Below are 25,555 nucleotides of genomic sequence, written 5' to 3'. Positions count from 1 at the left end.
ATTTGTATTAATGGAAGTGATAAGAGTATGTTAGATGATTTGACGAAATATTTCTTATTAATTTTTTTGGCTCTTTTAGTTGCATTAATAGGTTTTACAAAACAAGTTGATCAAGATTGGATATTATTTACAAATGGTTCCGATATTAATCAATTGCTTAGTATAAAATCCAATATTGTTGTAATTGATTACTCCGCTGATGGTACGGAAAAAACGGAGTTTAGTTATTCTGACATAAGTCAACTAAAAAGCACAGGTAAAAAAGTCTTTGCTTATGTGAATTTAGGTATAGCGGAAAATTGGAGATTTTATTGGAAAAGTCTTAATAAATCCATTATATTATCTCCTTTGGAAGGTTGGAAAGGAGAATACTATGTAAAGTACTGGTACAGAGAATGGTATGATATGATGAGAAATTACTTAAACAGAGTAAAGAAATCGGGTTTTGATGGTGTAATGTTTGATTGGACAAATGTTTATAAACATGAAACTCTGCAAAAGATAACTGGTAAATCTGAGAAAGATTTAAAAATAGCTATGTTTGAGTTAATAAATACTCTAACAAGAGATTTTAATAATTTCCAGTTTGCGTTAGTAAATGGCGAAGAGATACTAAACGATTACCCAGCCCTCACGGATAGAGTTAAGTATGTTGTCGTTGAAAGTTTATTTTTTGATAAGCTCAAACTAAATACTTTATCCGATGCTTTTCAACAAAGAATTAAGATTTTAATAAACGTTCAAAAAATGGGCGTTACTGTTTTATCTGTGGAATACATAGACAACGGTAATCCTTTCGATAAAGAAAACGTTCAAAGAATAAATCAATACATTGAGCTTGCTAAAAAGTACAATTTTTTATACTACATTGCACGATATGACATGAAACTTACTTTTCCGAATGTTCCAAGGATATCTTTGAGAAATTCAGCGGATAATTTTAAAAATTTAGCCGAATATATTATTCCAAATCATCTCTCATCCCTATTTCGTTGAGTATAATGAAATCTTTATTTCTCCAATCTTTTTTAACCTTAACAAACAAATCAAGGTAAACTTTTGATTCTAAGAAATATTCAATATCCTTTCTTGCACTTTCACCGATCTTCTTTATCATTTGACCTTTCTGGCCTATTATTATACCTTTTTGGCTCTCTCTTTCAACGTATATGTTTGCCCTTATATAGAAAACCCCATTTTCTCTTTCCTTTATCTCCTCAACTATTACTGCGACAGAATGTGGTACTTCTTCGTAGGTAAAATGGAATATTTTTTCACGTATTAGCTCTGAAACTATAAAAGAAAGAGGTCTATCAACGACTATGTCCTCTGGATAAAACTGCGGGCCTTCAGGAAGATTTTCCACTATAACTTCTAAAAGTTTATCTAGTCCTTCACCAGTAACGGCAGAAGTTTTAACAACTTCTTTTAAATTTTCAACTTTTTTCCTCATAATTTCTTCTATGCTATCTATCCTTTCTCTATCGACAAGGTCTATTTTGTTTATAACCCCTATTACAGGTGTTTTTGATTGGTTTACATATTCAATTATGTATTCTTCAGGAGTCTCAAATCCTTCTTTGGCATCTACCGTAAAAAGAAGTAAATCAACATTTTTAAGAGCTTGTACAGCGGCCTTTACCATGTATTCTCCTAATCTATGAAGTGGCTTATGTATACCCGGAGTATCGACAAAGACAATCTGAAAATCATCAGTTGTGTAAATTACATTTATCCTATTCCTCGTTGTTTGAGGTTTTTCAGATACAATAACAACTTTCTTTTTCATTATTGCATTTATTATAGAAGATTTACCAACATTTGGTTTCCCAACAAATGATGCAAAACCTGATTTTATTAATTGCATATAAAATTCACCTCTTTTAAAGATTTCTAATTTACAGATTTTTCAAATAGGTTATAAAATTCGCTAAGACAACTTTTGGGTCGGCACCTAATTTTATTTGTCTGTCCATTGAATACAAGTATTCAAGAATATTCTTCACTTCTTTTAATGTATATTTTTCAAGATGGTTTATTGGTGAGAATTTTGAGTCTTTAAATTTAAATCCGAGAAACCTTGTCACTCTAGGAATAGGTATATCTGTTTGTTTTGATATTTCTTTTATTTGTGGCCAGGAGTATTTATGTTTTCTTTCAACTGTTGCTATTAAATTCAATAATTCAATAAAATGTTTGCTAAGTGCATATAAAATAAAAACGGGTTCGTATTCATTACTGATTTCGAAGATTAAGTTTTTTGCGTCATCTAACCTTCCTTCGCTCAAAAGGTAAGCAAATTCGTCTAATTTGCTTACAGTTCTCTTGTATGTTATATCTTCTATATCTTCGATATGAGGTTTACCAAGTGAGTATATTTTGATTTTCTCAAGCTCGCTAATTATTGTGTCTTCGTCAGGCCCTACAATTTCTAACAATTCGTGTGCTATCTCTTGTGAAATTTCTACACCTATAAGCTTGGCGCTATCCATGATAAATTGTAACCATTTTTCATCTTCCCAATCTTTTGGTTTATCAAAATTTTGAACGATTACCTTATCCTTCAAATCTTTTTGAATAGCTTTTTCAGTTCTAACTAATACTATTACATTTTCGTCAGGGAATTCAATTTTATAGAATTCTTCCTTTTCGGATTTTGACCATTCATCAAAATCAACAAGATCGTATATCTTTCCTTCTGAGAAAAGTCCCAGACTTATCGAAGCGTTTTTCAATTCTTCCAATTTTCCTTCATCGTTTGAGAAGATTTTTATATATTGATAGTTCTTATATTTATTAAGGTAATCTTTTATGTACAGTTCCTTTTTAAATCTTGAATTACCAGTCAAATAGACAACCATTTATTACACCCCAAATGCCTACGATTTTTTATTTTTCAAATTTATTTATAACTTCAACAATTTGTCCACTTTCCATTCTAAATATTCTATTAGCTATTTGTGCAACAGAAGGGTCATGCGTGACTATAACGAATGTTGTACCAAATTCTTTATTTAGCTCTATTATCAATTGTTTTATTTGTTCTGCGTTTTTACTATCGAGGGCGCCTGTTGGTTCGTCCGCCCATATTATCTTTGGACGAGTTGATAGTGCCCGCGCTATAGAGACTCTTTGCTGTTCTCCACCAGAAAGTTGTGATGGATAAGCATCCTTTCTATGAAGTATATTCAACTTTTCTAAAAGTTCCAGTGCTCTTTTTCTTGCTTCAGAAAGTGAATATTTGTTCAAAAGCATTGGTAATTCAACATTTTCCACTGCGTTCAGCACAGGAATTAAGTTAAAAAATTGGAAAATGAATCCCATATTCTTTGCTCTGAATTTTGTTTTTTCTTCTTCACTTAAACTCGTTATATCTACCCCATCAATGATAATTTGCCCAGAAGATGGTACATCAAGCCCCGCTAATAAATTCAAAAGCGTTGTTTTACCAGAACCTGAAGGACCAAGTATCGCTATAATTTCACATTCGTATATTTCAAGGTTTACATTATCTAAAGCGATAACTTTCGACGGACCATTCCCGTAAATTTTTGATAAATTTTGTGCTTGTACTAATGCTTTATTTGACTTATCTTCATGCATGTGATTTAATTCCATAATTTCACCTCTTTTGAATTTTTTCAGACAACTTCTTAGCTACATTCTCCGGAACCCACTGGGATATTGGTCCTCCGAAAGAAGCAACTTCTTTTACAAGACTTGAAGAAAGAAAAGAATAACTTTTATCGGTCATAAGAAAAACAGTTTCTACTCCATTGCATATCTCTTTATTTGCAAGTGCCATCTGCAATTCATATTCAAAATCCGTAACAGCGCGAAGACCTCTAATAACAACGTTAATTTTATTTTTTTCAGTGTACTCAACAAGTAAACCAGAAAAACTTTCTATTTTTACGTTTGGGATATCTTTTAAACACTCTCTAACCATTTCTATTCGTTCTTCTACGGTAAACGTATAATTTTTTCTCTTGTTTTCCATAACAACGACATATAATTCATCAAAGAGTTTTGCAGCTCTTTTAGCTATATCTATATGTCCATACGTAATTGGATCGAATGAACCAGGATAAACAGCTCTTATCATTCTAGTACCTCCTGTCCTACATCAACGGTCTTTTTTCACTGTTAATCGCTTAATGTTTTATGAATTGGAATGGAAAGCATCAGCTTCAAAGAAATTTGTGAAAGATGGATTAAACATAAGTGTTACTGTACCTATTGGTCCATTTCTTTGCTTGCCTATTATAATCTCAGTTTCGTGTGGAAGGTCAACGTGTTGTTTCTTGTAATATTCATCCCTGTAAAGGAATATTACAACATCGGCATCTTGCTCAATAGCACCAGATTCACGCAAATCACTGAGCCTTGGACGTTTATCTTCTCTTTGTTCAACAGCTCTTGAAAGCTGAGATAGTGCAATAATAGATATGTCTAATTCTCTTGCGAGTAATTTTAACGAGCGTGAGATTTCGGATATCTCTTGTTGACGACTATCTCTTCTATCACCAAGGTTCATAAGCTGCAGATAATCTATGAAAATCGCATCTACGTTATATTCTTTTTTCATTCTCCTTGCCTTTGCCCTTAGTACACGCGGTTCGAGATTTGATTCATCATCGACGATAATATTTGCCTTCATTAATTTCGAAGCACCTTGAACAAGTCTTTTCCATTCATCATCGCTTAACCAACCTCTTCTTACTTTTTGGAGATCTACAAGGGATTCCATACATAATAATCTTTGTATAAGCTGCTCTCTGCTCATTTCAAGACTGAATATACCAACCGATGCTTCGCCTACAAGCGCCATATTTTTTGCTAAGTTTAATGCGAATGCAGTTTTTCCAACGCTCGGTCTTGCGGCGATTATTATTAAATCGGATCTATGAAATCCTGATGTCATTTCATCAAGCTTCTTAAATCCAGTTGGTATACCCGTGACAAGGCCACCCAGTCCTTTTAAATGTTTTTCTCTCAATTCTTCTAAATGTTCAAATACTTCTGTCAATGCACTTTTAACATCGATGTATGTCTTAGTGGCTCTAGATTCGGCTATTCTGAAAACTAGCCTCTCGGCTTCATCTAAAATTTCATCGACGGCCACATCTGTATAAGCATTCTGAACTATCTGACTTCCAGCCGCTATTAGTTCTCTGAGTATAGCTTTATCACGTATTATTTGAGCATAAATTTCAGCGTGAGCCGAAGTTGGGACACTATCGGCAAGTTGGGCAACGTAAAGTTCTCCTCCAATCTTGTCGAGTAAATCTTGGTTTCTCAATCGATCGCAAACAGAAATTATATCAATGGGTAATCCTTCATCGTGTAATTGTTCTATTACGGAGAATATGTACCTATGTCTTTGGTCGTAAAAATCAGAAGAGCTAACAATTGAAACAATATTATCCAATTTTTCTGGTTCTATTAGAATACTTCCAATTAAAGCCTGTTCAGCTTCGATATTCGCCGGAACGTTTTTCACTATTTAAACCTCCCAGATATTTAAATAATTTATATTTGAAAAACTAATCAAAAAATTAATCAAAAATTGAACTTTTTCGTTTCGATGACAATCCAGAAAATATCATAAAGAATAAAGCTATTATAACTATGTAATCACCGTATTTTGTGTAGAATGTGGTTTTATTATTTGTTTTTACATATAATACCTTCCATACTGTTCCATCAGGCAGTATTTGAAAATTGCCATAATAATCAGCCACACCACTTACCCCTGTATTTGAAACTTGAACAACGTACCTACCATTTTCCACAGCTCTGAAGATTGTTTGTGTGTAATGTTGTATTAAAGCTATTTTTGATTTATACCAACCATCGTTTGTGGAAACTATTATAAAGTCTGAATCTTTTGCAACTTTACGTGTTAGTGAAGAGAAATATGATTCAAAGCAAATTAAAAAACCAACATTCCCATATCCATCGATTTTTATCTGTTTTAAAGTACCTGGTGTGAAATAATACATTCCTTTGAGAAATTCAAAATGACCGAATATAGATTTGTAAGGAAGCATTTCAACAAATGGGAAAAGCTTTATTTTATCATATTTATCGACATAGACGCCTTTAGTGTAAATGTTCAAACTGTTAAAAACTGCGTTCCCTTCAAATGTTGGATAACCAATTACTATCGTTCTATTTTTGAAAGATTGAATGAGCTTTTCTTCCACTTCTTTATTTCTTCTTATATCCTCACCTGGAAAAACTGCTTCAGGGAATACCGTTAAATAATCTGGTGAATCAGAAAATTTTTCGTTCAAATATTCAAGTATTGTTGAGGAAGGATAAGTGTATTTTACATTTTGCGGAACGTTTGTTTGGGCTAAAACAACGGGCTTTTCACCAATAGTAATTGGCAACTTTGAATCTATAATCCCGTTTACAAGAATTATTATTGCAAAAGCGGCTAATACAATTGATATTCCGTACTTATTCTTTTTTAAAAGTTTATAAGCCTCATAGTTAAAAATCACTATTATTAATACCAAACCCAAAGTTCCAGTAATCTGTGTTATTTGGATTAAGCCTTTAAAGCTGTAAAGAGCGTCACTCAATCTTCCACCTGTGAATCCAAGATCTCCCAAACTTCTAAGATACTCTGAAATGACATAAACAGACGCAACAAAAATAGGTTCTAAAATTCTGAATCTAATCTTCTCATTCCACAGACCATATAGAAATCCAAAAAGTAGGAAAGGAAGAGCTTCTAATACACAAAAGAGTATAAAAACTAAAATACCTGTGACTGACGAGAATCTGCCAAAAAGCTCAGGCATCCCTTTAGTTAATGTATTTATCAAATAATGAAAATTCGCAAATGAAAATATAAAAAAATACAAAAAGCTTAAGATAGCTGCTGAAAAAGGTCCTTTTTTTTCAAGGGCAAAGAACAAAGGTATCAAAGAAAAAAATATTAATCCCCCGTATAGATAACCAGGCATTGATATTGTTGTAAGCAAAGATGAAAACGCAACATTCAAAATACTCTCTAACACACCTAATCCCCCTCTTCGTGTTTTTAACCAAGTTTTATATGATTACATTAAGCGAATATTTCTAACGCTTCTTTTAACTTTTCGACCACGTATTCTTGGTCTTCTTGTATCAAATCAGTGTAAAATGGCAATGCCAAAGTTCTTTCAGCTACACTTTCTGTAATTGGTAACATTCCCTCTTTCCATCCTAACTCCCTGTATGGTTTTTGCAAATGTACTGGCTCAAAGTAATTTCTAACTTGTATACCGTTATTTTCAAGATATTCCATAATTTTTTTTCTTTTTTGTCTATTTACGCTTTCTGGAAGTTGGACAACATAGACAAACCAAGACATCTTTGTAACATACTCTTTTACTACAGGTGTTTTGACTTCAAGGTTAGAAAGCAAATAATTGTATCTTTGCGCCACTTTATCCCTTTTGCCTATAATATCATCTATTCTTTTCATTTGTGACCAACCCAAGGCAGCAGACATCTCATCGATTCTATAATTGTATCCAACGTATTCATGTGCAAGCCAACCTTCACCTTCGCCTCGACCTTGATTTCTCAAAGACTTGGAAATTTTGTATATATCCTCATCGTTTGTAACTATAATTCCACCTTCACCAGTCGTAATTTGCTTATTTGCATAGAACGCAAAGGCACCAGCTATTCCAAAAGATCCAGCCTTTTTCCCCTTATATTCACTTCCCAATGCTTCGCATGAATCTTCGATTATTTTTACGCCGTACTTGTTGCAAATCGCCTCAATTCTATCCCATTCTAGAGGATGCCCAAAAACATCTACTCCCATGAAATATATATTTTCGTATTTTTCAGAATTTTTGTTTATTACCTCTTCTAAATGAGAAGAATCTGTATTTAAAGTATCAGGCTCTATATCGACAAATTCTACACTGCCTTTTTCAAATAAAGCTACGTTGGCAGAGGCAACAAAAGTAAATGAAGGGACTATAAGCAGAGATTTTTCTGTAAAGCCAGAAGCTTTTAATATCAAATGCAATGCGCTTGTCCCACTTGAAACAGCAACTGCGTACTTTGCTCCTACAAAATCTCGAATAGAATTTTCGAATTCTTCTGTGTATTTACCGATACTTAATCTTCCTGATTTTAGGACTTCGACAACAACTTCTATATCAGAAGAATTTATTTGTGGGCTTGACAAAGGCACTTTTTTCACTCATAATCACACTCCCAAATTTATTTTTGTATTTTTAAATTAGTCATTATAAATTATATCACAGTACGTAACAAAAAACCCTACACGAATAATAATGTGTAGGGATTAGTCGTAAATCGCTTGTAAATTTTCACCTTCACTCAAATTTTATTCGCTTTAAGAAATTATACTCATTCAAAGCCTCATCAAACATACCGGCTGATTCATATAACTGAGCGAGTTTAAGCCTTTTTTCTTCATTTAATGGGTCTTTCTCGACTATCTTTTTATAACTCAACGCCGCTAACTTTTTCAATCCTAGTAATAAGAATATCCTGTATCGTATAATCCGTAGAGAAAAAGATATTAGCAATGCTACTAAGAGCAATATTGTTATTAAAATACGAATGTTAGATAATGTGCTAAACGAAAATTTAATTAAAAATTCCCATATAGACACTAAAATATTTTTGTTTAATTTTAGTCTTCTTTCAATAAAAGAATTTTTATACGAAGGGTAGTATTTTAAAATATCTTTATATACGTTGGCCAACGATATTTTTTCTTCATTTGTTATGTTTTTATTTTTCACAAAATTTGTAATTTCTTCTATTATCATATTTAGCAGCTCGTCTTTTATTTGTTGTGGAAGTGAAGGTAAAACAGTTTCAAAAAACTTTTTTGACAGGACTTTTTGTTCGAGTAATGCCATCAAAGATTTTGAGAATTGATCTTTGTCAGGAATACGGATAATTTTCAGAAGATAAAGAGAATCAATGTTGTTTTTCAGATTTTTTAGGAGATAGTTTGATAAGCTTTCTCCGTCGAATATATCTAAAAGTAGATACTTTGTTTTTTCAGTTATTGCGTTTGTTTTTAAAAAATCGATTAGACCATCTACATCTTCATCAAGGGCGAATTTGTACTGTACTAATTTTCTTTTCGCATAAATTTTCTTGCCGACTTTGTCAATTTCATCCGAGTTTATATATTGGCTTTGTTCGTTGGAAACTTGAGAAATATAAATCAAATACATATTCCAGGCAAACTCTGGATCAGATTTAGATTTTTCTAATATCTCATTTAAATTTAATGATAACACTTTTGAATTAATTAGTACTATTATCGCTAATCCTATGAGTATTTTCAGAAAGTCCAAACGGCTCTTTTTCATTGTTTGCCTCCGGTTCAACATGTATAACAATATCATATATATCTTTTGTTTCACAAAGTTGTTCTTTTATACATTTTGTTATGTCGTGTGCCTCTTTAACAGACATGTTTTCGTTGACTTCAATGTCCATATCAATGTCGAATTTGTTGCCTATTTTTCTAACTCTTACTTTATGTGGATTTGATGCGCCACAAACCTTACAGGCTTCGAAAATTTTGTCGTATATGAGCATTTCTTCATCTTTTAATCCATCCATGAGTTCGTGAGCGTTTTCTTCAAAAACTTCCCAAGCTACTTTTATTATTATACAAGACATAATTATACCAACCAATGGATCCATCCAAGATAAACCTATTTTGTTTAAAAATACTCCAAGAAAAACGAGTCCCGACATTATTATATCATTTCTCATGTTTTTTGCTTCTGCAATCATAGCGTGACTTTTGTGTTTTTTACCAGTTGTGTATTCTATTGTAAAAAGAAAAGTTTTACCGAGAACTGATATTATCGCTGCGACGAGTGGTAAAAAACCTGTTAAAACTTGGTATTGTCCAGTTATAAGTCTTTTTGCACTTTCTATTAGCAAGCTAACACCTGCGTAAAATATTACGAAGGATATAATCTTCGCACCTATGTTTTCAGCTTTCTGGTGGCCATAAGGATGCTCTTTATCGGCGGGTTTTTTTGATATCACAGTTGCTATCAACATAGTGGAAGATGTGAGGATGTCCGTTGATGTATCGATACCATCGGCTAAAACAGCCATGCTTTTGAAAATCAAACCAACACTGACTTTTATAATTGCCAAAATGAAATTTGTGAAAACTGCGATGATAGAAATTTTCTTTAATTCTTTTTCAGCTGTATTTTCCATTTTAAGGCCTCCTTGCTTTAGAGCCTAAAAAATTATTAAAAAACAAAGGGGCATACGCCCCTTGCTATTGAGAATCAATATCAATTTTACTTTCCAAGTGCAGCTTTAGCTATATTTACATATTCTTTAAAGCTTTCTGGGTCGTTAACTGCCAATTCTGCAAGCATTTTTCTGTTTATTGCAACATTAGCGAGCTTTAGTCCGTGAATCAATTCGTTGTATTTTAATCCTGCATTTCTTGCAGCGATGTTTATTCTTGTAATCCATATCTTTCTGAAGTTACCTTTTTTATTTCTTCTACCATCAAAAGCAAATTTTAATGCTCTATAGTAAGATTGTTTAGCAAGAGAATACCTTCTTCTCAATGCACCTCTAAAACCTTTTACAAACTTCAGAATCTTTTTCTTTTTCTTTTTTGAATTAACGGCATTTTTTACGCGCATGGTTTATATCCTCCTTTTTTTATTTTTTGAATTCGTAAAAGTTAAATAAATTTATCGATGCGAAAAGTACCAAAAACTATTATTTCTTTCCAAGTAACCTTAATATTCTTGATTCATCTGATTTTGCGATGACATCTTCAAGTCTTAAAGCTCTCATTGTTGAACGTCTTTTCTTACCTGTCTTATGCCATGCGTTTGCATGTCTTCTCATAATTTTACCGTTTTTTGTGACTTTAAATCTTTTTGCAGCGGTCTTACTTGTTTTCATCTTTTGCTTAGCCATTGCTTATCCCTCCTGTCTTAATCTAAATTTTTATTGTGTTTTAAAGATTTTTAGGTTTCAAAACCATCCACATATCACGGCCTTCCATCTTCGCTTCTTTTTCAACACTTCCTATATCGGCAATATCGTTGGAAATTCTATCAAGAATCTCTTTACCTTTCTCAACAAATGCCAATTCTCTTCCTCTGAACATTACAGTAACCTTAACCTTATTTCCCTCACTTAAAAATCTTTTTATATGTTTAAGCTTTGTCTGATAGTCATGCTCGTTTATAACAGGTCTAAACTTCATTTCTTTCACTTCGATAATTTTTTGGTTCCTTTTGGCTTTTTGTTCTCGCTTTGCTAATTCGTATTTGTATTTACCATAATCTAAAATTCTCGCAACTGGTGGTTGAGCATTTGGTGCAACTAAGATCAAATCGAGTCCTTTTGACTTAGCCAAATCGATAGCTGCAGCTTTTGACATAACACCAACGGCTTTACCTTCTTCATCCACCACTCTTAATTCTGTGAAAGGAATTTCTTCATTTTTTATAATCTTTTCTTTTTCGTTTTTAATAGTTTTCACCCTCCTGTTTTGGTTTTTAATTTAATTTTTCAAAAAATAAAAACGGGCAAAAGCGCCCGTTGTTTTATAACACATTATGATTTATCACAGTTCTACCTTTCAAACTTAACTTTTCTGATACCCAAACAGCATTTTGCCGTTGGGTGGGAAGCCGGGCGCCTCCACTTTTTACCTAGAGCGATATTTATGAACCTTAAAAACGACTGGTGGGCCGCGTGGGACTCGAACCCACGGCCACCTGATTAAGAGTCAGGTGCTCTACCTGCTGAGCTAGCGGCCCAATTATGGTGCCCCCAGGAGGAATCGAACCTCCATTTGCGGATTAGGAATCCGCCGTTCTATCCTTTGAACTATGGGGGCGGCTCAAACACCACCTTCTAAACTGGCAGCCCCACGGGGAATCGAACCCCGACCCTCGGACTGAGAATCCGATGGACTAGCCGTTATCCTATGGGGCCATACAATCATTATGACCGAAATATATATTAACATAAGCTAAAAAAAAGTCAAGCCCTTTTTTATTATACTGAATATTTTTACAGAATATTTTTACAAATAATTTATGGTATAATTTAAACGAGGTGAGATAGATGATAGATATTTTGCTGAATACTATACTCTTTGTTCCAAGATTTGGTATTCATTCGCTCCAGGTTGGTTTTCTAGCTTCAAAAATTGCTAAAATGCTTGGTTTGGATGAAATGGAAGCTTTCTACGCAGGAGTGCTTCATGATATAGGTGTTATCACTCCTCATAAAGGCATAGTCTTAGATGATATTGATGAGCAATTTCTTATCAACCAAGATGTGCCAACTCACGAATCTCCTACAAAAGATCATACGTTGATTTCTGCATTTGAGGTATCGAAAATATCTGTACTTGCGAATATGTATCCGAACCTATCTGCAAGTATTCTTTTGCACCACGCAATGCCACATTATCTTAATGAAAATGAAAAAAAGGACGTTCTCGGGAATGTGCTTTCTATCAGTGAAGAAATCTCTAAATATGTTCTAGTTAACAATGAAGAATTAAGTTTTAATGACTTTGTTATACCATTATCTACTATAAAAAATAGGTATTTTGATTTTGTTTACGATGCAGCAATTGGAATTTTGAAGGAAGAATACACGCGTTGGATGTTATACGATATAAAGGCGGGATATAATAGAGAAAAGATTATAAACGAGCACACGTTGGATGTTAAACTCTCATTTAACGAAGTTGTTGAAATAGGTGCTGTTCTATCGTATATAATAGACTCTAAAAGCACATTCACTAGAGAACATTCTTGGAGGGTAGCGAAGGTATCCTCGGCAATTGCTAGTGAAATATTGCTTAACAGCGAAGAATTTTTCATAGCAGGGCTTTTCCATGACATAGGTAAGATAACGACACCAGTCAATTTGCTTGAGAAGAAAGGTAAGTTAGAACCAAGTGAAATGGATATAATGAGAAAACATGTTTATTATAGTTACATAATACTCAGTAATCATAAAGATGAACCATGGTTTTGGCCAGCGGTAAGGCATCAAGAAAGAGTAGATGGGAATGGTTATCCTTGGAAATTGAAGGGTGATAAAATGACATTCAAAGATAAGATTTTGCAAGTTGCTGATTATTTTACCGCAGTTCTAGAACCAAGACCATACAGGGGACCAAACACTCCAGAAAAAGCATACGAAGAGGTTGAGCGTGCTGTTTCTAATGGTGTATTAGACAGAGGACCCGCAAATATTTTAAAAGAACTCGTTTTTGGTGGTTATGATTTTAATAAAATTGATTTTATGTCTTCAATACAAAAAGATATATATGATTTTGAGAGAAGTTTGATTGGAGGTTGAGAAGAATGAGTATGAACCCTAAGGAATTTAAAAAGATAGCGATTATAGGTGCCACAACAAATCCAAATAAGTTTGGGAACATCGTTTTAAAAGATTTGAGAAAAAAAGGATTTGAAGTTTATCCTGTTAGCCCGAATTACGATGAGATTGATGGACTGAAAGTATACAAAAATGTCGATGAGCTTCCAAAAGACGTTGAACTGTTGGTTTTTATTGTCCCGCCTAAGATAGCAATTGAAGAATTGAAGAAAGCTTATCAAAGTGGTTTTCGAAGATTTTGGTTCCAACCCGGCGCTGAATCTCCGGAGTTAATAGAATATTCAAAAACGCTTTCAGATGCGCAATTTTCGTTTATCAATTGCATAATGGTTGAGACAAGATAGGTAAGGATAATTTAACTAACGTGTGAGGTGCCAGATGGTGGAAATTCTTGAAAAAGTCCAAAAGGTATTTGCTAACATAAAAGTTGAAGAATTTATGAATAGAGATGTTATTTATGTTAAGCCCGACAGAACGGTTGCTCAAGTTAAAGAAATTCTTAGACTTAAAAGAATTTCAGGTGTTCCCGTTGTTGATGATGATGGAAATGTGGTCGGCATTATAAGTATAGAAGACATAATAAAATCCCTTGAAAATGGTACGTTACATGAGAAAGTAGACAAGCACATGACTGCTCGAGTAATTTGCTTACATAAAGATATGACACTTCAAGAAGTAATAAAACAATTTGAACGTTATAAATATGGACGATTTCCTGTTGTAGACGATGATGGAAAGCTCGTTGGTATAGTTACAAAAAACGATATACTTGCTGCTGTTGCAACAAGACTTGGATTATTGTATCTTCACGATGAACGAAGAAAAGAAGTCCTTGAAGGGGATATGCTTAATCGGTCTTTAATAACAGGTGAAGAACTCAACAAAAAAGGGGCCGATTTCTATTTTAAAATAGATTACTTTGATGTAAATCTTGCTGGTATAGGTGCTGCGCAGTTGAAAAAATTCCTTTTGAACAAAAAAGTAAATGAAAATGTTGTGAGAAGAGTTGCTGTTGCAACTTACGAGGCCGAGACAAATGTTGTTATACATAGTGGAAGTGAAGGCGAACTTTATTGTTTTATCGCTGAAGATAGAATTATAGTGAGAGTTGAGGACAACGGAAAAGGGATAGAAAATATAGAACTTGCGATGAAAGAAGGATATTCAACAGCCCCGGACTACGTTAGAGAGCTTGGATTTGGAGCAGGTATGGGACTACCGAATATGAAGAGATTCTCAGATAAAATGGTGGTGCTTTCGGAGAAAGGGAAAGGTGTAGTTGTTGAGATGGTTTTTTATTTGAATTAACCAAAAATTATCTTAAAAATATAAAAATTTTTAAACGATTTTGATTTTGTTGAGGTCTATATATATGTTAGCTGATTTTAGTGAAATTCTTCTCTAATTTAATTTATATTTTTTTACAATTGGTTACTATTTTTTACTAATTTCCGTCATTCAAAAATTTGTCATACATAACTCAAAGGAGGGATTCACTATGGATAGCAACATGATGACTTGGGTTCTCGTTGGCTTGCTTGCGGCTGTACTTGTAGTGGGTGGAATTTTCTTATTGATGCCTAAGGAGAAATACATCGAAGTTGATGGAGTAAAGATTTGGCAAATTCCAAACGATGCAGAGGTAATATTTATAAACCAAGCTCAGGCAAATGCTGTAAAATCATTAAAACAAAAGAACCAACTAATTGCATTTGTTGGAGAAGCTCAAGGCACTGGAACATCGCAAGATCAAGAGAAAGCTAAAATAAGAGCATACCAGCAGATTGCAGAATTTTTGAATGCGAAAGTAGAAACGTTTGCGCAATTGGTTGAAGGTCAGCTTCAAAATGTTCAAGTGAGTGGAAATAAGCAGCAGATAGTGAGTGCATCTGTAGACGCCTACAAGAGAGTTACACAAATGTTTGCGGACGCAAGAATTTCAGGTGCGTATGTCTTTGCGGTATGGAGAGTTACGAAAAATAATGTTGTGAATACTTATTCCTTGCTTGTTTATGATCCAGCGTCTATTTTAAAGATAGTGGAAATGGATGCACAGGTCAAGCAAGTAGTTGATGAGCTTGCAAAACAAGGTGTGAATTTCTTTGAAGGTTTGAATTCTGTTATGATGGAAGCAACGAAAGGAACACCGATGGAGAAAAAATAATTCTCTTTTTTTAAGCCCCCTGCAAAGCGGCAGGGGGTTATTTTATTTATTTCCACTTTTTGTTTTTAATCGGGAGGTGAACTAATGGAAAATAATTTATTTATAATCATGGGTTTAGCACTTGTTGTTGTAGTTGCCCTAGGGGCTTTTTTTATTCTTGGTCAACCACAAGAAAAATGGATAGAAGCTGATGGTGTTAAAATCCAAAAAATATCAGTAAATGCTGAGATAATAGAGAAAAACACGGCTAAGGAAAAAGCCGTAGCACAACTAATGAGAGAAAACAAACTAATCACTTTCGTAGGTGAAGCCCAAGGGACAGGAACTCTACAAGAAAAAGAAATGGCAAAGATTAGAGCTTTTTCCAATTTGGCGGAGATGCTAAACGCAAGGGTAAGTACTTTTGCGCAGCTTGTTGAAGGTCAACTTCAAAGTGTTTCAACTTCTCAAAACAAGCAACAAATAGTTTCTGCTTCAGTAGATGCTTACAAAAGAGTTACCGAACTGTTTGCTCAAGCACGTATTTCCGGTGCGTACGTTTACGCATATTGGAGAGTCAAAGAAGGTAATATTGTGAAAACTTACGCCCTTCTAGTTTACGATCCAGAGGACGTGAAAAAATATATACAGATGCAACCAGAGATAGATTCTGCTATTTCAAGTTTAAGTAGCTTAGGGGTGAATTTTTTCGGTGCACTTAACAGTGTTATAGAAGAGGCTTACAAAGGTACTCCTTTGGAAAGTAAACCATCTGAACCGTCCAAACCAACGGACCAAGTACAGCAACCTATTCAACCTACCCAACCAAGTCAACCGAGTCAACCAACACAGCCAATTTCACCAACTTCACCCGCTCAAGTAAATATACCATCTAATTACATAAAAGGTATCGGTGAAGCATATGGTAAAACTGAAATTGAAGCGGAAGAAAGTGCCAAAAAGAACGCTCTAAGCAATTTGTCAGAGCAATTGTACGTTGAAGTTAAATCTTCTGCAATATTGAAAGACCAATTAAGCCAACTTATAGTTGATAACAAAGTTAAAGAAAAATTCCAGAGCGAATATGAAAAGACAATTCAAACAAAGACGGAATTCGAGTTTATGGATGTTGTTTACAAAATAGTCGATAAGAAAGCGGTTGAAGGTAAATATTATGCAAAAGCGGAAGCATATGTTGATGCGGATGTTGCAAGACAAACTTTTGAAGCTTTTGTGTCAATAAGACTTGGAAATTCATTACTCGCATCAAAGATGATTTACACAGCGAAAAGAATTGTTGACAAATACGAACCGATACTTGGAAAATACAAATTTCCACCAAGAATTTCTGAAGAGTTATCTATGATTGTTGGAAGTATAAAAAATAAGTATAATCAAGTTTCAATGATGGTTAACAATGTAAATTCTACAAAAATAGTAGATAAAGACAGTGCTATAAAAGTTGCACAGATGATTAATGAAATCGACGCGATGGCAATAGATTTACCTTCGGAGTTGATTAATAGAGAATCGTTAAGGTCTTATCTAAGCGATGTAAAAATTGAATTATCAGGACCTTCTGAAACGATTATAGGAGAGCAGGTAACAATTTCCGTAAAGGTTCAACCGAATACAATAACACTTTTAAGGGTTATTGGCGAAAATACAGAGAACCCAGATTTGATAAGTTTGAAAGATGGTACTACACAACTTTCAGGCGTAGTCAAATCGGTAAATTCGAAGCTAACAGTTACTCTAGCGGGAATTGTATCCGCAACATGGGCACCAGGGAAAGTCAGTGTTAATCCGGATGTACTGAGAGTGGTTACAAGAGAGGGAGACACTCTAAGAATCCTCGCAGGGGGTACTGCAAAAATAATTACTGACCAAAATGCGATGAGAAAAAATGCAACAAAAGACGCACTTATAAAGATAGTCAAGAAAGCTGCGGCTGAAGTATTAATAGGTGAGAACAAGGAATTACTTAACGTTCCCGTTGATGATTACATATTGGATAGAGTTTTGGCAGGAATTGACTATGAAATCACCGCTTCTGGAGAGTATCAGAACCTTTATTACGTAGTCGTTGATGCGAAAATAAGTAAATCAAGATTTGAAAAAGACATAGAGTACGCTTTAAAAACCGCACCTTCTGGATTTGCACTGTTGATAGTAGAAGGCGATGAAAATGGCTATGTTGAATCAATGATGATTGAAAGAATACTATCGGCAGGAGTAAAGCTCGTTTCTAAAGATTTTTCAAAGAAGATACTTGAAGAGCAGTACAAATTGGGTTACAACTCAACGATAGTTGCGAAATATGCAGCTCTATCAGCTGCAAGATACTTGATATACACAAAAGTCAACGCGCCGTCGACATATCTTTCTGAATATAAGCTTTACTCAGTCAGAATGCTTGTAAATACTCAAATCATCGATTCAATAACGGGAAATATAGTTTCTGCCCAAAATTACGAAGAAACGAATTCAGGTGCAACAATTCAAGCTGCACTTTCGAAAATTGTTAATTCTTCAAATTTCCAAGCATATATCCAAAAGATAATTAATTCTTTAAATTTTGAGAATGTAGAAATTTCAAAAGCTTACAGATACACATTCACACCGGAGCGGGCAGCATACAGTGCCATGCTTCTTGATGCATTAAAAGCAAAATATGCTTCATTGAAAGTGATTGAAAATACTGACAAAAAATTGGTAATTGAAATTGACATTGATATGCCAGAAATGGAAAAATTCTTCAACTCTTTGACTTCTGTGAAAGTAAAGAAAGTTAGCGATTACGAGTACATAGTTACAAAGTAAATTAAAAATAATAATTCAGGGTGGTGGATAATATGAAGAAATTACTATTAATAACCTTTATATTAACAGTTTTACTTGTTTCGATATTAAATGCTGCTGGTGGTATTACAGTAACTGAAAAAATAAAGCTTGTCATACTTCCTGCAAAAATTGGAAACGGCTGGAATATGGACGAAGTAGATTACTTACTGTCCATTTTAGAGGAACAAGCCCTTGAACTTGGCAGATTCCAACTCTTTCCAAGGGCAGACTTAGAAAAAATTTTAAAAGAGAGAAATCTTACTGAATTAGGTGTCTCCGAAGCGGTGGAAATCGGTAAATTGGGTGGTTCGAAATATGCTTTACTTTTAACTTTAACTGAACTCTCGGCTTCTTGGAGTAGTAAAACAAATAGTTATCAAGCAGTCTCTAGGTATACTATAAAGCTTTACAATATTGAAAATGGCGAATTGCTTGCTTCTAAATCGATGGAATCCACAGGGAGTTCTAAGGAGACATCCCAGAAAGCGATATCCGATGCATTAAAATCTACGGCATCATCAATTTGGCTCGAGTTGAGAAATATATTTAAACTGGAAGCATACGTAAAATCCATTCAAGGAGACAAAATATTACTTGCGGGTATAGATCCGAAGCTTGCAAAGGTTGGTTTTATATTCCAAATAGAGACCGCGACAGGTGTCGGGTATGCAAAGGTAACAGGATATGACAAAGAGACTGGAAGCGTTGTTGCGAAATTTATGTATGGTGAAAGGCCGGAGGTTTACGATGTAGCGCAAGAATTTCCAACGCTGCCGGCGCACGCCGGGCTTGGATTATCGATGTTCTCTGGTTTATTTGGATTAGGTGTGACAGCTTGGACTGATGCAAGTGGCGAGATACCTTTACCACTTTATGCAAGCATGGGAACTTTCATTGGTGAAATCTTAGGTTACACACCTGTTTATCTTAATGTTGGTGTTGGAATGAAATTACTTGAGGTTGACAGATTTGGTGGTATTGTAAGCGGTGGCATAAGCTTAATAGGCTTATTTGATTTAAACACCACAGACTTTGTTGGAGCTATTTACGGAGTTTTTGTGGGTGGAGTAGGTACTTATGAATTTAATCCAAAATTTGGAATTTACGGAGGACTTGGATACAATTTGTACCTAGGTACGAGTGGACCAACTGGAATAAGCTTCCAATTGGGAGTGTATTTCTAGTTTATACCAGAGGATGATTAAGCAATAACTTTGGAGGTGAGAGATGTGGATAACTTCTTATCTCAGAATTGGTTAACAATAGCCGTAATTACCGCTTTGATTGTAGGAGGTATCTTGATATTTTTAGTGCTCAAATCCAAAGAGGATTATCAATGGATAACGGCCGCGGGTGTAAAAATTCAATCTATATCTAGAGAAGCCAAGATAGTCTACATAAACAATCCTATGGAAAATCGTGTTAAAGAACTTTATATAAAGGGGAAACTCTTAACATTTCGTGGAGAGTCTATTGGCGGTGGATTTGATACGGTAAAAGCGCGTGAAAAAGCAAAAGTTAACGCGTTAAAAGAATTATCAGAATATTTCAATACGAAGGTTTCAACATTTAAACAACTAGTTGAGGGACAAATTCAACAAAAAGGTGCAAGTCAGCAAATAGTTGCAATTGCGATGGAAGCGTACAAAAGCGTCACTGAGATGTTTTCAAGTGACGAATTTTCCGGAACTTATATCTACGCGATTTGGGAAGAATACGTCGGTAATGTAGTTTACACGAATGTTCTCCTTGTCTTTGACCCAGAAGGAGCAATCGAGATAGCAAAGCAAATGGCAATGTCGAATGAAGAAATATCAAAGCAAATTGAAGAACTTGGGAAAAACGGTGTTGATTTCTTCAAAGCTTTAAATAGTGTAATTGAAGAAGCAAAAAAGTAATTTAAATAAGCAATTTAATAAGAGATTTTCAGCAAAAAAAGGTGGGAATGTTTCCCACCTTTTTCTAGATCTTATTAATCAATTATTTAACCAAAGGTTGCACTGGCCCGAATGCGTTGAATGGCCATATCCTCAATATCGGCCTTCCTATAACCGCATGCTTTGGGACGAAACCAAAATATCTACCATCAAGACTCTGTGGTGAGTTGTCTCCCATGAAGAAATAGAAACCTTTTGGGATTTTAACGTAAACTTGCCCATTCTCTTCCCAGACATAATCTGAAAGTTTTATACCATTTGGTTCAAGATACTTTGTCACAAAAACGTCGTAATTGATTCCATAAGGTACCGGATCAAGTCCACCTAAGATACTGAAAACGATATTTGCAAGTTCATTACCTTCTTTTTGTGCAAGCGTGAATAGGTAAGCTCTGTACTGTTCTTTGTTGTTTTTTAATTTACTTGCTTGCGCAAGATAATCCCATAACTTTGGATATTTAAATATACCATCTGGTTCGTAATTAACATTTTTTAAGTGTTCGGGAATTTCTCCGTTAACAAACAACTTCCATTTACCATCCACTTGTTTTAACGTGATTACATCGCCTTCTTTTGCGACAAGCCTTTTTACATATTTGACCGAACCTTTAAATTCTTTTGGTGAGAATGAATCCATAAATTTATCAAAAGCTCGGAGCATTTGTTGAGCTCTTTCGTCAGGGAATGGCGTGTAGAAAACGACGATTTCCCCAATTTGTGGTTCTCTCGCGGAATACGTTACCTTCTCAACAAAAAGACGATCCCCCACATTTATTGTGGGGACCATTGAAGGCGTTGGAACAAGCATAGTTTCAAATACATAAAGCCGAATTATCGTGGCTGCAACGATTGCATAAATTAACGTTATAATCGTTTCCTTAAATATACTTTTGCTTTTTTCTATTTTTTTATTTTTGTCTTTTGAGGGCATTTTATTTTCTCTCCTTAATTTTCACCTTACCCTTGACATCCCTCAAGTAGTAGAGTTTTGCCCTCCTTACTCTACCTCTTCTTACAACTTCAATTTTATCGATAGTTGGCGCGTAAAGTGGGAAGATTCTCTCAACACCGATTCCACCTGCAGAAATTCTTCTTACTGTGAATGTTTTGCTAATGCCAGAACCTCTTATGGAAATAACTACACCTTCGTATGCCTGTATTCTTTCCTTATCTCCTTCTTTAACTTTAACGTGTACTCTAACTGTGTCGCCAGGTCTAAACTCTGGAACTTCTTTTAACTGAGATTTCTCAATGATTCTAACAATGTTGTCCATGCTCATATGTATAACCTCCTTTATCACATTTAATTTGTTTAGTTTGTTTAATAACTTACTTCTTCTCCTATCAATCTATCAAGAATTATCGCAACCGCAGCTCTAACTGATAAATGGTTGAAATCGCTCTTTCCTCTAATTGGTTCGAGTGAGTAATCGCACATATCTTCTAATTCTTTTGGCATTCCCCAACCTGTACCGAAAAGCAATAAAACCGGTCGCTCATCGTTAAGTATTATCTTTTTACCTTCTTCGTAACTTATAGTATTTGGCCTTACTTTGGCAGATGTAAACATAATGATTGGTTTTTGGCCTTCTTCCTTTTCTATGTCTTCAATTACTTCCTCAACGTAAGATTTTAATTCAACTATTGAAAGCGCATCTGACCTATTCGGATTGTATGTTTTACCGTACCCTTCCGTCCAATATCCAAGCACTTTTTTTACTATATCTTGTTGAGCTGGTAGATGAGTAACTACGTAATATTTTTTTACGTTGTAAGTTCTTGAACTACGAGCTATGTCGTGTATATCCAAATTCGTTACTGCTGTGGTTATTATCCTTCCATCTCTACCAAGTACTGGATAGTGAATCAGCGCTGTGTAAACTTTATTTAGCATCTTTTATCAGCTCCTTAAAGAGTAAAAGAAGTGCTTTCTTATCAACTTCATCAAATTGGTGCTTTAAAAATAAATCAGGCCTTTTAGATATAGTCTTTCTTAAAGACTCTTTTCTTCGCCACAATTCGATTTCTTCATGGTTACCACTAAGAAGCACTTCAGGAACTTCCAAACCGTCTATGTTTCTTGGTCTTGTATAGTGTGGGTGGTCTAATAAATCGTTGTAGAAAGAATCGTTTTTAACAGACTCCTCTTCTACCACACCCGGTATAAATCTCGATACCACGTCTGTAATAACCATTGCTGGTAGTTCGCCACCTGTGAGGACGTAATCTCCAATTGAAATTTCTTCATCAACGAACTTCATAACGCGTTCATCGATGCCTTCGTATCTTCCACAGATGATTAACAATCTTTCTTGAGCTGATAATTTCTTTGCTATTTCGTTATTTAACGTTTTACCCTGCGGTGATGTCAGTACTACGTAAGGTTTACCAAACATTTGATTGTAATACTCGAAAAATTTAAAAAATGGTTCTGGTTTCATAACCATTCCAGGTCCGCCGCCATAGGCGTAATCGTCGACGACCTTGTGCTTATCTGTGGTGAAATCTCTTAGATTGAATATATCGATTTGCAAAAGGTTATTTTCAACGGCTTGTGCTATAACTCCGTACTCTTTGATAACTTTCACAAAATCCGGAAAAATGGTTAGGATGCCAATTCTCACTCCAACCACTCCGGCATATTTACAATTATCTTTTTTGCTTCTTTATCGATTTTCAAGATATATCTTTCTATAACTGGGATGAGTACTTCTTCCTTTTCTTTTTTCACAACGATAACATCGTTATTCCCGGTTTCAATAATATCCTCGACTATACCTATGAATTCTCCAGCATTGTCGTAGACTTCAGCGTTCAAAATTTCGAAAAAGTAATACTCACCATCTTTAGATTTTGGGAAAAAGCTTTTATCAAGGTAAATTATGAAACCTTTTAATTTTTCAGCTTCCGATATTGTATCTATGCCTGTTAAGTGTACTATAAAATAGTCACTTGCTTTTCTTACCTTTGAAAATTTTACAATAACAAACTTTTTTTGTGATTCATTGTATGCCACAGCTTCGGTTATTTTTTCCACAAGTTCCGGCATATTTGAAAATAAATACAATTTCAAATCACCGTTAAGTCCGTGTGTATTACTCAATATTCCATATGGTATTTTATCTTTTAGTAGATCTTCTACTCTTCTCATCATACCTATCACCTTGTTTTAACGTAAAACCTTTAAAATAAACTCAGAATCATCAGACATGCTTGAAAGTAATATTTTAATAGATTTTATCGTTCTGCCATCTTTTCCTATAACTTGTCCTACATCGTCTGGATGAACTGAAATATCAAAGACTTTCTTTCCGTCCTCTTCGTATTCAACAACTACAACATCATCTGGATGTTTTGCTATAGATTTGAGGACGTACTCAAGAAACTCCTTCACGTTTTTTCCTCCTCATATTTACATTCAAGCCTTTTTAGATTTTGCTTCTTCTAATTTTTCGTATAATCCAAGCTTACCAAGGAGTTTTGAAACTGTTTCACTTGGTTGAGCACCTTTAAGCATCCATTCAACTGCCCTGTCGATGTCAACTTTTACCTCGTAAGGTTCCTTAAGTGGGTTGTAGTAACCTAAACTTTCGACGTAAGCACCATCTCTTTTCTTCTTCTGATCAACGACAACTATCCTGTAAAATGGTTGTTTCTTTTTTCCCATGCGTGTAAGCCTAATCCTTACCACTAAAAACACCTCCTAAAATGTTTTTATCAGAATTTAAATCCTTTAAGAGCAAATGGCATTTTTCCTTTTTTCATTGTTTTCATAAGTTTTTTCATTTCCTCGTAAGATTTGAGAAGCTTATTGATATCTTGGACTGTTGTTCCACTTCCGGCGGCTATTCGTTTCTTCCTACTTGCGTTTATAATATCCGGATTGTTTCTTTCTTCTGGTGTCATTGAGTTTATTATGGCCTCAATTCGCTTAAGTTCTTTTTCGCTTGTATCTAAATCAACTTGTGGAGAACCGGGTAATGCTTCAAGAATTTTATCTATTCCAAGCTTTTTAATCTCTTTAATTTGTTCTCTGAAATCTTCTAATGTGAACTCAGCTCTCATGAATTTCTGACTCATCTTTTCCATCTTTTCTTTATCAAGTTCACGTTCAACTTTTTCAATTAGTGAGAGCATATCGCCAAGTCCAAGGATTCTACTTGCAATTCTATCTGGATAAAATTCATCAAAGTCGTCTATCTTTTCACCAACGCCGACAAATTTTACAGGTTTACCCGTTATATATCGAATTGTTAATATAACTCCACCACGTGAGTCACCATCTAATTTTGTTATTACAAAACCCGTCACATTTAATCTATCGTTAAAAGTCTTACCCGAATTAACAGCGTCTTGGCCAGCCATTGCGTCGACTGTGAGCAAAATTTCGTCAGGATTCACCATTTCCTTTATTTGTTCTAATTCTTGCATCATCTCATCATCAATGTGCAATCGCCCAGCGGTATCTAAGATAACGACATCATGACCGCTATCTTTAACTTGTTTCTTTGCTTCCTCTACTATTTTTAAAGCATTTTTTCTATCGCCTGTGATTACTGGCACACCTATCTTTTTACCTAACGTTTCAAGTTGATCTATAGCGGCTGGACGATAAGTATCTGCGGCAACGAGTATAGGATTTTTACCTTGTTTTTTCAAATAATTAGCGATTTTAGCTGCACTGGTAGTCTTACCTGTACCTTGTAAACCAACCATCATTATATACGCGGGCCTATGAATTAATTTAAATGGTTCGCGTTCCCCAAGAAGTTTTATCAATTCATCCCTAATTATCTTTACAAACATCTGGTCTGGGGTTAACGATTTGAGTACTTCTTCTCCCAAAGCTCTCTTCTTTACATTTTCAACAAACTCTTTGACAACTTTATAGTTAACATCTGCTGCTAATAAAGCAGTCTTTACTATCTGTATAGCCTCTTCTATATTCCTCTCAGTGATTTTTCCTTTTCCAGAAAGAACTTTAAACGCGTTTGATAATTTATCTCTCAATCCTTCAAACATCCTAATCACCCCATGCAACATTCAAAAAAATCAAATGAAAAAATGCTTGCATTAAAAATAATACTATACCTTTTGAAAAAATCAATTAATTCACGTGGATTAATGTAACATATGGGTAAATATATAATGAATCTTTAGTTTCCTAAATTCGGTGTGTTAACTTAAACAACATAATAAATGTTAC

The 25,555-nt window shown here is 34.6% G+C and carries 28 protein-coding genes and 3 tRNA genes; 8 read left to right on the top strand and 23 right to left on the bottom strand.

Going from position 1 to position 25,555, the window contains the following annotated elements; all coding sequences use genetic code 11:
- Positions 1 to 27 precede the first annotated feature (27 nt).
- Positions 28 to 996: a glycoside hydrolase family 191 protein gene (locus tag FNOD_RS03470; RefSeq protein ID WP_011993846.1), complete on the top strand. Its 969-nt coding sequence runs from the start codon at positions 28 to 30 to the stop codon at positions 994 to 996.
- Here FNOD_RS03470 and era read toward each other — a convergent pair.
- The 15 genes from era to FNOD_RS03395 form a co-directional block, all read right to left on the bottom strand.
- Positions 962 to 1,858 carry a GTPase Era gene (gene era, locus FNOD_RS03465; protein ID WP_083756821.1) on the bottom strand — a complete coding sequence of 299 codons (897 nt, stop codon included), beginning with the start codon at positions 1,856 to 1,858 and terminating at the stop codon, positions 962 to 964. The genes FNOD_RS03470 and era overlap by 35 nt on opposite strands.
- A gap of 40 nt (positions 1,859 to 1,898) precedes the next feature.
- The gene (holA, locus tag FNOD_RS03460; protein ID WP_011993844.1) at positions 1,899 to 2,861 is read right to left on the bottom strand and encodes a DNA polymerase III subunit delta; all 963 of its coding nucleotides are present in this window, start codon (positions 2,859 to 2,861) and stop codon (positions 1,899 to 1,901) included.
- Between the two features lie 28 nt (positions 2,862 to 2,889).
- Entirely contained in the window at positions 2,890 to 3,618 is a 729-nt protein-coding gene (locus FNOD_RS03455; RefSeq protein WP_011993843.1) for an ABC transporter ATP-binding protein, read from the bottom strand.
- A 4-nt stretch (positions 3,619 to 3,622) separates the two neighbouring features.
- Positions 3,623 to 4,102, bottom strand: a complete 480-nt coding sequence (gene coaD / locus FNOD_RS03450) for a pantetheine-phosphate adenylyltransferase (protein WP_041257103.1) — start codon at positions 4,100 to 4,102, stop codon at positions 3,623 to 3,625.
- A gap of 60 nt (positions 4,103 to 4,162) precedes the next feature.
- Positions 4,163 to 5,503 carry a replicative DNA helicase gene (gene dnaB, locus FNOD_RS03445; protein ID WP_011993841.1) on the bottom strand — a complete coding sequence of 447 codons (1,341 nt, stop codon included), beginning with the start codon at positions 5,501 to 5,503 and terminating at the stop codon, positions 4,163 to 4,165.
- A gap of 55 nt (positions 5,504 to 5,558) precedes the next feature.
- Positions 5,559 to 7,034: an apolipoprotein N-acyltransferase gene (gene lnt, locus FNOD_RS03440; protein ID WP_011993840.1), complete on the bottom strand. Its 1,476-nt coding sequence runs from the start codon at positions 7,032 to 7,034 to the stop codon at positions 5,559 to 5,561.
- Positions 7,035 to 7,081: 47 nt separating this feature from the next.
- Entirely contained in the window at positions 7,082 to 8,218 is a 1,137-nt protein-coding gene (locus FNOD_RS03435) for a DegT/DnrJ/EryC1/StrS family aminotransferase (RefSeq protein WP_011993839.1), read from the bottom strand.
- 136 nt (positions 8,219 to 8,354) lie between these two features.
- Positions 8,355 to 9,371 (bottom strand): hypothetical protein, encoded by a 1,017-nt coding sequence (locus FNOD_RS03430; protein ID WP_041256855.1) that lies wholly within the window; start codon positions 9,369 to 9,371, stop codon positions 8,355 to 8,357.
- Complete coding sequence (locus FNOD_RS03425; protein WP_011993837.1) at positions 9,307 to 10,245, bottom strand: cation diffusion facilitator family transporter; 939 nt, start codon at positions 10,243 to 10,245, stop codon at positions 9,307 to 9,309. The genes FNOD_RS03430 and FNOD_RS03425 overlap by 65 nt, the downstream gene beginning before the upstream one ends.
- 86 nt (positions 10,246 to 10,331) lie before the next feature.
- Positions 10,332 to 10,688, bottom strand: a complete 357-nt coding sequence (gene rplT, locus FNOD_RS03420) for a 50S ribosomal protein L20 (protein WP_011993836.1) — start codon at positions 10,686 to 10,688, stop codon at positions 10,332 to 10,334.
- A gap of 79 nt (positions 10,689 to 10,767) precedes the next feature.
- The gene (gene rpmI / locus FNOD_RS03415; RefSeq protein WP_011993835.1) at positions 10,768 to 10,971 is read right to left on the bottom strand and encodes a 50S ribosomal protein L35; all 204 of its coding nucleotides are present in this window, start codon (positions 10,969 to 10,971) and stop codon (positions 10,768 to 10,770) included.
- A gap of 40 nt (positions 10,972 to 11,011) precedes the next feature.
- A complete protein-coding gene (gene infC / locus FNOD_RS03410) occupies positions 11,012 to 11,542 on the bottom strand; it encodes a translation initiation factor IF-3 (protein WP_011993834.1) in 531 nt (176 codons plus the stop codon).
- A gap of 204 nt (positions 11,543 to 11,746) precedes the next feature.
- Positions 11,747 to 11,822: transfer RNA gene (locus tag FNOD_RS03405), tRNA-Lys, on the bottom strand.
- A 5-nt stretch (positions 11,823 to 11,827) separates the two neighbouring features.
- Positions 11,828 to 11,902 (bottom strand) — tRNA-Arg (locus tag FNOD_RS03400).
- A 23-nt stretch (positions 11,903 to 11,925) separates the two neighbouring features.
- A tRNA-Glu gene (locus FNOD_RS03395) sits at positions 11,926 to 12,000 on the bottom strand.
- Positions 12,001 to 12,132: 132 nt separating this feature from the next.
- On the opposite strand from FNOD_RS03395, the gene FNOD_RS03390 reads away from it, so the two are divergent.
- The 7 genes from FNOD_RS03390 to FNOD_RS03360 all read left to right on the top strand — a co-directional run bounded on the left by FNOD_RS03390 (position 12,133) and on the right by FNOD_RS03360 (position 20,310).
- The gene (locus FNOD_RS03390; protein ID WP_011993833.1) at positions 12,133 to 13,386 is read left to right on the top strand and encodes an HD domain-containing protein; all 1,254 of its coding nucleotides are present in this window, start codon (positions 12,133 to 12,135) and stop codon (positions 13,384 to 13,386) included.
- A gap of 11 nt (positions 13,387 to 13,397) precedes the next feature.
- Positions 13,398 to 13,769 carry a CoA-binding protein gene (locus FNOD_RS03385; protein WP_041257100.1) on the top strand — a complete coding sequence of 124 codons (372 nt, stop codon included), beginning with the start codon at positions 13,398 to 13,400 and terminating at the stop codon, positions 13,767 to 13,769.
- A gap of 34 nt (positions 13,770 to 13,803) precedes the next feature.
- Positions 13,804 to 14,733 carry a CBS domain-containing protein gene (locus FNOD_RS03380; RefSeq protein ID WP_011993831.1) on the top strand — a complete coding sequence of 310 codons (930 nt, stop codon included), beginning with the start codon at positions 13,804 to 13,806 and terminating at the stop codon, positions 14,731 to 14,733.
- Positions 14,734 to 14,923: 190 nt separating this feature from the next.
- Positions 14,924 to 15,589 carry a hypothetical protein gene (locus FNOD_RS03375; protein ID WP_011993830.1) on the top strand — a complete coding sequence of 222 codons (666 nt, stop codon included), beginning with the start codon at positions 14,924 to 14,926 and terminating at the stop codon, positions 15,587 to 15,589.
- An 84-nt stretch (positions 15,590 to 15,673) separates the two neighbouring features.
- On the top strand, positions 15,674 to 18,391 hold the full coding sequence (locus FNOD_RS09420) for an LPP20 family lipoprotein (RefSeq protein ID WP_011993829.1): 2,718 nt from the start codon (positions 15,674 to 15,676) through the stop codon (positions 18,389 to 18,391).
- A gap of 32 nt (positions 18,392 to 18,423) precedes the next feature.
- Positions 18,424 to 19,596, top strand: coding sequence for a hypothetical protein (locus tag FNOD_RS03365; protein WP_011993828.1), 1,173 nt, complete (start codon positions 18,424 to 18,426; stop codon positions 19,594 to 19,596).
- Positions 19,597 to 19,641: 45 nt separating this feature from the next.
- A complete protein-coding gene (locus FNOD_RS03360) occupies positions 19,642 to 20,310 on the top strand; it encodes a hypothetical protein (protein ID WP_011993827.1) in 669 nt (222 codons plus the stop codon).
- Between the two features lie 82 nt (positions 20,311 to 20,392).
- Here FNOD_RS03360 and lepB read toward each other — a convergent pair whose 3' ends face one another.
- The 8 genes from lepB to ffh are packed head-to-tail and all read right to left on the bottom strand — an operon-like array spanning position 20,393 to position 25,371.
- Positions 20,393 to 21,280, bottom strand: a complete 888-nt coding sequence (gene lepB / locus FNOD_RS03355) for a signal peptidase I (protein ID WP_011993826.1) — start codon at positions 21,278 to 21,280, stop codon at positions 20,393 to 20,395.
- A gap of 1 nt (position 21,281) precedes the next feature.
- Entirely contained in the window at positions 21,282 to 21,629 is a 348-nt protein-coding gene (gene rplS / locus FNOD_RS03350) for a 50S ribosomal protein L19 (RefSeq protein WP_011993825.1), read from the bottom strand.
- Between the two features lie 41 nt (positions 21,630 to 21,670).
- Positions 21,671 to 22,243, bottom strand: coding sequence for an RNA methyltransferase (locus FNOD_RS03345; protein WP_011993824.1), 573 nt, complete (start codon positions 22,241 to 22,243; stop codon positions 21,671 to 21,673).
- Positions 22,233 to 22,973 (bottom strand): tRNA (guanosine(37)-N1)-methyltransferase TrmD, encoded by a 741-nt coding sequence (gene trmD / locus FNOD_RS03340; protein ID WP_011993823.1) that lies wholly within the window; start codon positions 22,971 to 22,973, stop codon positions 22,233 to 22,235. The genes FNOD_RS03345 and trmD overlap by 11 nt, the downstream gene beginning before the upstream one ends.
- The gene (gene rimM / locus FNOD_RS03335) at positions 22,970 to 23,503 is read right to left on the bottom strand and encodes a ribosome maturation factor RimM (protein WP_011993822.1); all 534 of its coding nucleotides are present in this window, start codon (positions 23,501 to 23,503) and stop codon (positions 22,970 to 22,972) included. The genes trmD and rimM overlap by 4 nt, the downstream gene beginning before the upstream one ends.
- 15 nt (positions 23,504 to 23,518) lie before the next feature.
- Entirely contained in the window at positions 23,519 to 23,743 is a 225-nt protein-coding gene (locus FNOD_RS03330; protein ID WP_011993821.1) for a KH domain-containing protein, read from the bottom strand.
- A gap of 24 nt (positions 23,744 to 23,767) precedes the next feature.
- Positions 23,768 to 24,040 (bottom strand): 30S ribosomal protein S16, encoded by a 273-nt coding sequence (gene rpsP / locus FNOD_RS03325; RefSeq protein ID WP_011993820.1) that lies wholly within the window; start codon positions 24,038 to 24,040, stop codon positions 23,768 to 23,770.
- Positions 24,041 to 24,066: 26 nt separating this feature from the next.
- Complete coding sequence (gene ffh / locus FNOD_RS03320; RefSeq protein ID WP_011993819.1) at positions 24,067 to 25,371, bottom strand: signal recognition particle protein; 1,305 nt, start codon at positions 25,369 to 25,371, stop codon at positions 24,067 to 24,069.
- Between the last annotated feature and the right edge of the window lie 184 nt (positions 25,372 to 25,555).

This window comes from Fervidobacterium nodosum Rt17-B1 (assembly GCF_000017545.1).
Lineage (GTDB): Bacteria > Thermotogota > Thermotogae > Thermotogales > Fervidobacteriaceae > Fervidobacterium > Fervidobacterium nodosum.
This window is presented reverse-complemented; position numbering and strand designations above follow the sequence as displayed.